The organism is Bradyrhizobium macuxiense (assembly GCF_001542415.1).
GTDB lineage: Bacteria > Pseudomonadota > Alphaproteobacteria > Rhizobiales > Xanthobacteraceae > Bradyrhizobium > Bradyrhizobium macuxiense.
This window is the reverse complement of record NZ_LNCU01000020.1, coordinates 1-8772: the sequence shown is the minus strand read 5'-3', so window position 1 is coordinate 8772 and position 8772 is coordinate 1. Positions and strand designations below refer to the sequence as shown.

At 59.7% G+C, this 8772-nt stretch carries 9 protein-coding genes and 1 pseudogene; 6 read left to right on the top strand and 4 right to left on the bottom strand.

What is annotated here, in order from left to right; genetic code table 11:
- Positions 1-1103, bottom strand: a 1103-nt coding sequence (locus AS156_RS04705; RefSeq protein ID WP_066500704.1) for an IS701 family transposase, incomplete at its 3' end; no start/stop codon positions are given.
- Between the two features lie 469 nt (positions 1104-1572).
- On the opposite strand from AS156_RS04705, the pseudogene AS156_RS45910 reads away from it, so the two are divergent.
- Positions 1573-1833 (top strand): annotated as a pseudogene (locus tag AS156_RS45910) (DUF3124 domain-containing protein); the annotation flags it as partial.
- A 127-nt stretch (positions 1834-1960) separates the two neighbouring features.
- Here AS156_RS45910 and AS156_RS04700 read toward each other — a convergent pair.
- On the bottom strand, positions 1961-3676 hold the full coding sequence (locus AS156_RS04700; protein ID WP_066500697.1) for a SulP family inorganic anion transporter: 1716 nt from the start codon (positions 3674-3676) through the stop codon (positions 1961-1963).
- A 157-nt stretch (positions 3677-3833) separates the two neighbouring features.
- On the bottom strand, positions 3834-4142 hold the full coding sequence (locus AS156_RS04695; protein ID WP_066500694.1) for a hypothetical protein: 309 nt from the start codon (positions 4140-4142) through the stop codon (positions 3834-3836).
- A 559-nt stretch (positions 4143-4701) separates the two neighbouring features.
- On the opposite strand from AS156_RS04695, the gene AS156_RS04685 reads away from it, so the two are divergent.
- A complete protein-coding gene (locus AS156_RS04685; RefSeq protein ID WP_066500700.1) occupies positions 4702-5529 on the top strand; it encodes a bestrophin-like domain in 828 nt (275 codons plus the stop codon).
- 601 nt (positions 5530-6130) lie between these two features.
- Here the strand turns inward: AS156_RS04685 and AS156_RS45900 are convergent.
- Positions 6131-6364 carry a LuxR C-terminal-related transcriptional regulator gene (locus AS156_RS45900; protein WP_066500686.1) on the bottom strand — a complete coding sequence of 78 codons (234 nt, stop codon included), beginning with the start codon at positions 6362-6364 and terminating at the stop codon, positions 6131-6133.
- A 249-nt stretch (positions 6365-6613) separates the two neighbouring features.
- Here AS156_RS45900 and AS156_RS04665 point away from each other — a divergent pair, with 249 nt between their 5' ends.
- The 4 genes from AS156_RS04665 to AS156_RS04650 form a co-directional block, all read left to right on the top strand.
- Positions 6614-6898 (top strand): hypothetical protein, encoded by a 285-nt coding sequence (locus AS156_RS04665; protein ID WP_160331055.1) that lies wholly within the window; start codon positions 6614-6616, stop codon positions 6896-6898.
- Between the two features lie 227 nt (positions 6899-7125).
- Positions 7126-7407 (top strand): hypothetical protein, encoded by a 282-nt coding sequence (locus tag AS156_RS04660; RefSeq protein ID WP_136626018.1) that lies wholly within the window; start codon positions 7126-7128, stop codon positions 7405-7407.
- A gap of 76 nt (positions 7408-7483) precedes the next feature.
- Positions 7484-7780 carry a hypothetical protein gene (locus AS156_RS04655; RefSeq protein ID WP_136626017.1) on the top strand — a complete coding sequence of 99 codons (297 nt, stop codon included), beginning with the start codon at positions 7484-7486 and terminating at the stop codon, positions 7778-7780.
- A gap of 231 nt (positions 7781-8011) precedes the next feature.
- On the top strand, positions 8012-8772 hold a 761-nt coding region (locus AS156_RS04650; protein ID WP_136626016.1), incomplete at its 3' end, for an IS701 family transposase.

Sequence of the window (8772 nt, the reverse complement as noted above, 5' to 3'; positions counted from 1 at the left end):
TGCCAGCCATGCCAGGATCTGCTCTCGTTGTGATCGAGCCCGAATTCGTTTTTCGCAGTTTCAAAGCTGTCTTCGATCGCCCATCGATGGCCTTCGACCGCGACCAGCGTTTCAATTGATGTTCCTGCCGGGCACCAGGTCGAGAAGAAGGCGAGGTCATCATCAGCGATACGACGCCGGATCAGCAGACCGCGTGTCCAAAGACCTTGATCGACGCTGTTGAATTCTTCGGCATCGAGATCGGCTAGTTCGAGATAACACCAATCGTGCAGCCGCGGTCCTTTGGTTCCGGCACCGGCCGACAGGCGCTTCCAGTCGGATGGGCGTCGCGTCCGGGCGAGTTCCGCAGCCGTCCCGGCGACCGGCGGTCGCTTGCCCCAGGATCGGAATACATGAGCGCTGTTGACCCCAAGCACGTAGCCCTTGCCGGCCCGACGCAATTGCTGTTCGAGGTCGCCAACACCGTAAACGGTATCGCCGGCAACCCAGTTGAATGGGACAGACGCCGCTATCGCCCGTGCGATCATTCTCGTCGCAAGCTTTGGCTTGGTCGCAAAACCGACGTCGGCAGGCACGTATGTGGCTTCCAGGCGATCTGGATCGTCGGTCCATTCCTTCGGAAGATATAATGCGCGATCGATGAACGCATGGCCATGACGCGAAACGTAGGTAGCGAACACGCCGATCTGGCAGTTCGTAATCTTGCCTGCCGAACCGGTGTATTGCCGCGCCACGCCGCACGACGCCTTCCCCTGTTTGAGAAAGCCGGTCTCGTCGATGACGAGGACCGCATCGTCGTCTGCCAAATGCTCCATCACATAGTCGCGGACAATATCGCGCAAGGCATCGGCATCCCAATCGCTGCGACCCAAGATCGCCTGTTGCCGCCAAGGACCAGGATCGCCAGCGGCCTCCGCGCGCATCCAACCGGTCTTGCGTTGCTCATCACCGAGCAGACCTTCCAGAAACAGGCCCGCGTTCCTCGCAACACGTTCTTGCCCGAACAGCGGACGTATCCGCTTCTTAACCTCCCGAAGCGACGCAGCCCACAACGCAAGCGTCTCTTCAACTGACGCTGCCTGCGCCCACAATCTTCGAATCATGGTTGCCCATGGATTCAGAAACTCTCAGAAAACACAACTGTAATGCTAGGCCTTTTCGATCCGGCGCGTCTTTCCGATCTGCGGGATATCCAGTCCAGGCGTGATTTCCCACGGGTGAATGATCGACAGTCTTGATCTACGTCAATGCCGCTTTTCCCGACGCGTCCTCGGTCTGGAGCCATGGCACACTGGCAACACGGATGGGCAGGATGAGAAAGGCAGCTATCGTTTTCGCGCTGCTGACGTTACTGGCCGCGCCAAGCGTACTGGCACAGCCAGACCCGCTTCCAGCCCCCTTGGCAAGGTTTGCAGACTCGATTGCCGATCTACCGCGTGATCCCCTGATCCTACGGGGAAGGCTTTACGTTCCAGCGCATTCAAGTCTCATGATCCGCGATGCAGACACCAGACTCGATTTGTCCGTTACACTTTCTATTCAGAACACTTCGGAAACGGGGCCCTCGTCGTCGAGCGGATCGACTACTTCGATGTCGCCGGTCAGCTGATCGAAAGATATTTGCCAAAGCCGATTGCACTGAAACCCTACGGCGCAATTCAAATTGTGGTCCCCCAAAGAGACATCCGCGGCGGTCTTGGTGCAAATTTCATAGTGGATTGGTCTTCGCCGGCATCAATCGATGAGCCATTTGTGGAGGCGATCATGATTGGAGGCCCAGGTACTCAGGGCTACAGCTTTGTCTCAGTCGCCCGCAAGCTGAGCCGGCCGTGATCGTTCCGATGTCGCTTACTGGGCCCGTGCCAGACGTTGCCACTCTCAAGCCTGATGTCTGATTCCGCCCCTGAGCGGACATCGCGTCGGTCCCGGTCGATGATCGCTTTTCACCCAGGTCGGATGTTCACAGATCGTCCTGGTTAAGCGGCGCGACGGGTTGCGCTGCCCGCAGATAGGCTTTCAAAGCCTGGCGCAGTGTAGGGAGGATCCACGTTTCATGTTCCGGCCGGTAGAGACCGGCTTCCCGAAACCACTCGAGAAATTCGGCCTTGCGCCCGGCTAGTATCAGGGACGCTCCACGCGATTCCAGCCTTCCCCGCAAATCGCGAAGCGCATACAGACCGGTTATGTCGATCTGGCTGATTGGAATTGCGTCAATCACAAACCATCGAAGTTCCGGGCCCGCGGCCTCGGCGACCGCAAGCGTTCTCGTCTTGAAGTAATCGGAGTTGAAGAAGGTAAGCGGGCCATCGAAGCGATAGAGCACGAGACCCGGAAACGTCCTGGCGTCCGGATGTCGTTCGATGGAATGCAGACCAGGAAGCCCGTCGACTGTTCCCAGGACTTCGTCCCTGGGCCGTGCGGTCAACTTGACGAAGCGGACCAGGGCCAACCCCACCGCGATGAGGATTCCGTTGATGGCACCCAGCGCGACCACTCCCAGCGTAGTGATCACAGCCAGGCCGACCTCGGTACGATCGATGCTCCAGATTTCGCGTAGCGTTTGTGTGTCGAAGAGCGAAATTGAAGCGAAAACAAGCAACGCGCCCAAGGCAGCAGTCGGTACATATCGCAAGGGGCCGGTCAAAAACAGCAACACCGCGGTGATCGTCACCGCGGCCACCAGGCCAGTCACCTGAGTGCGGCCGCCGGCTGCTACGGCGACCGCCGTGCGGGAGTCAGCGCCGGTTACGGCGAACCCTTGAGATAAGGCGGAAGCGAGATTCGCAGCACCAAAGGCTGCCAATTCACGATCAGTGTCGATCTCGTACCCACCCTTCGACGCAAAGCTGCGCGCTGTCAGCATGCCGCTCGAAAACAGCACGAGAGCCAACCCCGCCGCGCTGCCAAGTACCGACGGTATGTCGCCTTCTGGAATTCTGGGCAATCGCAACGGCGGCGCGCCCCCAGGAACCGACCCCAGGATTGATACTCCATACCGGTCGAGCCCGAACAGGGCGACCGCAGCGCCGGCGGCGATCAATATGATCGGAGCAGTCGGAAGTCGCGGCACCCAGCGCGCCAGCCCAAACAATATTGCCAAGCTTGCCGCTCCCACGATCAGCGTCGGAATCTGCGTCTGAGGAAGCTTGGCGAAGATTTCAAGCAGTTGCGGAATGACCCTTTTGGATTCGATGGAAAAGCCGAGAAGCTTGCCGGCTTGCCCGAGGCAAATTGAAATTGCGACGCCATTCAAAAGTCCGACAAGGATTGGCTTAGAGAGAAATTCCGCCAGCGCTCCGAGCCGAAAAAAACTCGCTACAATACAGAACATGCCGGCCAGAAAAGTAACTGCGACCGACAGCGACCAGTATAATTCGGCATTTCCACCCGCCAGCGGAGCTACCGCAGCAGCGACCATAGCGCCCACCGCTGCATCGGGATTCACGATCATTTGCCGCGAAGTGCCGAAGATGGCGTACGCGACTAGCGGCAGAATGCTCGAATAAAGCCCCACGACGGGATTGAAGCCCGCCAGCTGCGCGTAGGCGATCGCGACCGGCAATGCCACTGCGGCGACGGAGACCCCTGCCAACAGATCATGCCGAAAGTCTTCGGCAAAACTGTAGGACAAGAGCTTTGTCAATCCGGGTGCGATACGCGTCAGACGGTCAATCATGACGGATCATGGGTAGCGCCGGGGCGCAAGCCGCACAAGTCTAGCTGCGCAGGCGAATGTCCGCCAGTGTGCCCATCGCGTCATGTCGCTGCGCTGCGGTATTTGGTCGGTATCGGGGCATAACGGACATCGAGTAAGCCGCACCAATGCGCTCGATTTATGAGACGCGCTCTAGATATTCGGCGCAGATCGCGGCGAGCGCATTGCCTTGCGGCGATCGATTGGGATTATTCGGCTCACGTGGTTTGGTCGCCCTAGCTATCGCACGCTCGACGATGTCCCATTGTTCGCCGTACAGAATGAACGTCATGTTGCGATATGGAGACCGATCGCCGTCGGCCAATTCTGGCATCGCCTCTAGCTCGCCGACACCGACCGAGAGCCGGGATAGCTCGCTCTCGGTAGTGCCGGTCAGCGATAGCTCAAAGCCGCATTCGAGAAGGTCGTTCAATTCGAGCCGCAGCATCTCGTCGTCCCAATCGGACGCATCAGTCAGCCGATTGTCCGCGATGACATAGGCGCGCTTTTGCTGATCGCTTCACCCGCGCGCGACGATGACCGGCACCATCGGCGATGGCGAGGAGTTTGCCCGCCGCCAGTCGGCCGTGACCGGCTAGCACCATGCCGTCGTCGGCCGCGAGGATCGGCATCGTCCAACCCCAGTGGCGGATCGATGCCGCGATCTGCTCGATTTGCTCGAGCGAATACCGCCGGGAATTCCGCTCATAGGGCCGTAGGCGCCCGATCGGCCATACCTCAACGGCGGCTCTATCGATCAAAGCGTCCATTTCAGAGCCCGGAATTTCCCGATTTTTTGACCGTTTTCCGCGCGTCCAGGGCTCAACCAAAGCCCAAAACGGAAAGGCCTAATATGCGCAAGGTGCGCGGTCCCACGATCCCGCGCCCGTTTATGCGACCTAGGGGAACCGCAAAAAGCGCGGGCAACCTAATTTACTGCACGATTTGACGACAGACTGTCGTCTCGGCGCTTGGAGCCGAGCACGCTGTTCGTGTTGGGATTGGCAATGATCTTCTTGCTGTTTGCAGTAGCCATCGCCGCCGCATTTTTTGTTGGCTCGCTCATCTTGCTACGGCTCGGCCAGCAGTTGGGGCTGCGGCATCGCAAACGGAACGGCGCCGAGGGCACGGCGGGATTGGCGACTGTCGAGGGCGCGATATTCGGTTTGATGGGCCTGCTGCTAGCCTTCACCATCTCGGGCGCGCTTCAACGGTTCGATGACCGCCGACAACTCGTCATTCAGGAAGCGACGGCGGCGACCACGGCGTATGATCGTCTCACCCTCTTCGGCGGCGACGACGCACGCAAGTTGCAGGGCATACTCAAAGGATATGTTCAGGCTCGCGTCGATCTATATCGGATGCCCCACGACTTCCTCCTCCTACAAAGGGCCGAGGATTTTTCCGACAGACAAGAGGCCGTGCTGCTCGATCTGAAAACCCGGTTGTGGGACGCCGCCGTCGGCGCGTGCCCGCAACCAAACTACCGGCCCGCGTGCGCATTGTCGCTTCCAGCGCTGAACAGTCTTTTTGAGGTGGCTCGCCTGCGTGCTGGCGCGGCGGAGAAGCATCCGCCACAGATCATCTTCTTCATGCTCTTTGGCCTTGGATTGGGCTGCTCGCTGCTTGCTGGGTTCGGCATGGCGGGGAGCGCGGGGCGCAGTTGGATACACATGGTGATCTTCGCCGGAACCCTGGCCGTCGCACTCTACATCGTCACCGATATGGAATACCCGCGCCTTGGCCTTATTCGCATTGAGAGCTTCGACCATTTCCTCGCCGATGCCTACGAGCAGATGCTTCCGGTTCCCGTCGGGAACATGCGCGATCAGTGATGTCGACTTGATCTACGTCAAACGCGAATGGAGGCGGGCGAAGAATGTTGCAGGCTGGGTGCTGGTCGCCGTTGGCCCGGCATCACTGCTAAACGCCAGCGGATCGGCGGCGCCTCACTGTAAGGAGGACGTCATGGTTCGTTATGGTCTGATCGGGCTCGCGGCAGCCATCCTCGTGGCTGCCAGTCTGGTTCCTGATGATGCATTTGCCCGCCGTGGTGGAGGTGGCGGCTTTCGCGGCGGAGGAGGATTTCATGGCGGCGGCATGCGCGCCGCCCACGTTAGAGGCGGTGCCGTTCATGCTGGACGGGTCGGCGGCGGATACAGAGTGGCCGGGCGAGGCTACGGGTATCGTCCAATACCCGGGCGCCCGGTAGCGCGGGCTGCGGTTCGCGGAGGCGTCTACCGCAATGCGGCTTATCGTGGCGCTTACCGTGGCGCCGCATATGGTGCTGCCGCCGTCGGAGCCGCAGCGGCAGGAGCGTACGGCTACTACAACAGCGGCTGCTACTACGACACTTACGGCAGCTACGTCTGCCCGGGTCAGTATCCTTATGGATATCGGTACTGACGAAATCGACCGAGCGCGGACGGCGGTCCGCTAAGGCTGTCGCCGCCCGCTCTCTGGTTTGCCATCGCCCGTTCGTTCCGGCCAACCAGCGAATTCTTCGGCTAGAGCCTCAAGCTGTTCCTGCGACCGAATTTGCAGTCTTTCAATCAGCCTATGGCGCTGCAACGCGATTTGATCCTGCCTCCCCCCAATCTCCGCCGCGATCTTCCTGTCAGTCTTGCCTTGGGCCAGACGTCTCAACAGCCGCTTTTCGCGCGGGCTCAATATTGGGGGGGCGCTCGGCGAACCGATTGTCGCTGATGCCGCTCATTGCAAGCCTTTTCCCAAATTTGTTCCGACCCGGGCAGGCATCCAATTTGCCAAAGGCCAGGCGTGATCGCAATTTCACTGGCGAGGTTCTCTATGGGTGCATACCTTTCCCGCAGGGGAATTGCCATGCGCGAGCCGGGCACCAAGACCAGGCGTCGGATGCGGGGGGCTTTCGGAAGGGGTCCGAGGTCTCATGTTCCGATCGTGCAATCGAATCGTTTGGCTGAACGGAAGAGCGGTCTGGCCTCACTAGCGCCGCGCATCAGCCTTGCGCCCTACCAGCAAGCCGACGTTCCCGAGATCGACAGGCCGACCGAGGAATGGTCGCGATCGGCTCAGACTTCGGCCGCGCCGCGCAGATACCGCCTCTCTAGGCTGAGGACGCGGCTTCTCGCCCTCGTGGAAAATGAGGTCTTTTTCACCATCGCGGTGATCGTCATTGGCGCTTTGCCGGTTGTTATGATGATCTTGATTTTGTTTTGGGGTTGAGCGCTTGGCAGCGACTGGTCGTCCCCCTGTCGATGACGACGTGGCACGCTGATCCCGATCATGGGCGCCGGGCGCGGGCCTTGTCCAATTCGATCAGTTCGATCTTGAGTGCTTGGTCCCGGTAGCCGAGGGAGACCAGCGCATTGTGGGCGTCGGCCCATGACAGGACGCCAGCGACGTATCGCTCGACTATCCTGCTGACAAATCACGCCGCAGCGATGGCTCGCGTGAAATCAGCAGTCCGGCACGTCCAGGAGGTGATCGATGCGGCGAACGCGACCGGCGAGCTCGCCTGGTTCAATACTGCCTATCGGGCCTGGCGTCTCGATGCGAAAAAAATCGGGTCCGGAATGAGCTACGCTGAAGCGCGAGCGCGGCTGCGCAAGGCAGTCACCAAACGGCTGATTACGTTAGACGTTCTCGATTGCAGCGAACGCCTGTTGCCGGACATCTTCCCGCTGCTTGGAAACGTCGAGCAAGAACCAGCCGAAAAATGTCCGACGCGCTGATGACGATTTACGTTGACGCCGCAAAAAATCCCGCCCATCTATCGCGCGACGGCGAGCGGGCCTATCGGTTGCCCGAATGACAATCACCCAGCAACAGAAGCGCAAAGAGCTGGAGAAGCAGGCGACTGTGCTCCTACGGGGAGATCGGCTTGCACCCGTTGGGCCGATTGGATTGATCGGAAAGCTCACGAGCCGCGAGGCGGATAGCAATCTGACCAAACGTAACCGTCGCGAGACCGTGGTCGAGCTTCGCTTCCTGTACCGGAAGCTCTCGAAAGCAGCGCGCCAGGAACTGACCAGCCGCTTCAAACAGCAGCGCATCCTCGATCCGACGCTCGACTGGAATGAATGGCTCGCCAGAAATTTACGTTGACGGCTGAATCCGGGCCTGCGCTTGATTGCAGCACAGCTCGTTGCTAGAGCCCAGCGCTCTCGGGTCGAGTCCGTGGTTTCATCTTACACAGAAACTTGCACCAACCGGCTCCGGTTAACGGACGGCCGGTTGTTTTTTCGTACCGAGGGTTCGACTCGCGGTGGTACTAGCACTACTTTGGCAGATTATTGGATTTCCGCGATTTTTTAGGATTCCCGAATCAATTTTTCAATGATTCATGGGTGGTCGGCTCTTGGAGGGCTGACCATGGCGGGATGGGAAGACGAACTTGAACGCTGGCTGATGCCGTTCTTGGACCGGCTGGGTCATAAGACTCGGCAGCGGATGTGTCCTCTGTACGTTGCGGGACTGATCGGTCCTGGCGATCGCAAGAGCGTTCAGCCGATGGCGGAGCGCCTTGCCACGGGCAACTACGACCAACTGCACCATTTCATTGCGGACGGTGTCTGGGACGCGACGCCGCTGGAGACGGAGCTGCTCAACCAGGCGGACCGACTTGTCGGCGGTAGGGATGCGGTGCTCGTTATTGATGACACCTCACTGCCGAAGAAGGGCGAACGCTCGGTTGGTGTTGCAGCTCAATACGCGTCGGCTCTCGGCAAAACGGCAAATTGCCAAACGCTGGTGTCTTTGACGCTTGCGCGCGGCGAAGTGCCGGTGATGGTCGCGTTGCGCCTCTTTCTGCCCGATAGTTGGACAAGCAACGTGTCTCGTTTGAAGCGCGCTCGCGTGCCAGTCGAACACCGAACGCTACGGTCCAAGCCGGAGATTGCTTTGGCCGAGATTGACCGCGTGATGGCAGCCAACGTGCGCTTTGGATGTGTGCTGGCGGATGCAGGATACGGGCTCAGCGCACCGTTTCGACAAGGGCTAACAGAGCGCGGGCTGGCCTGGGCTGTCGGCATCCCTCGGCACCTGAAGGTGTATCCGGTCGATGTGAAGCTCATTTGGCCGATTACCAAAGTCCGCGG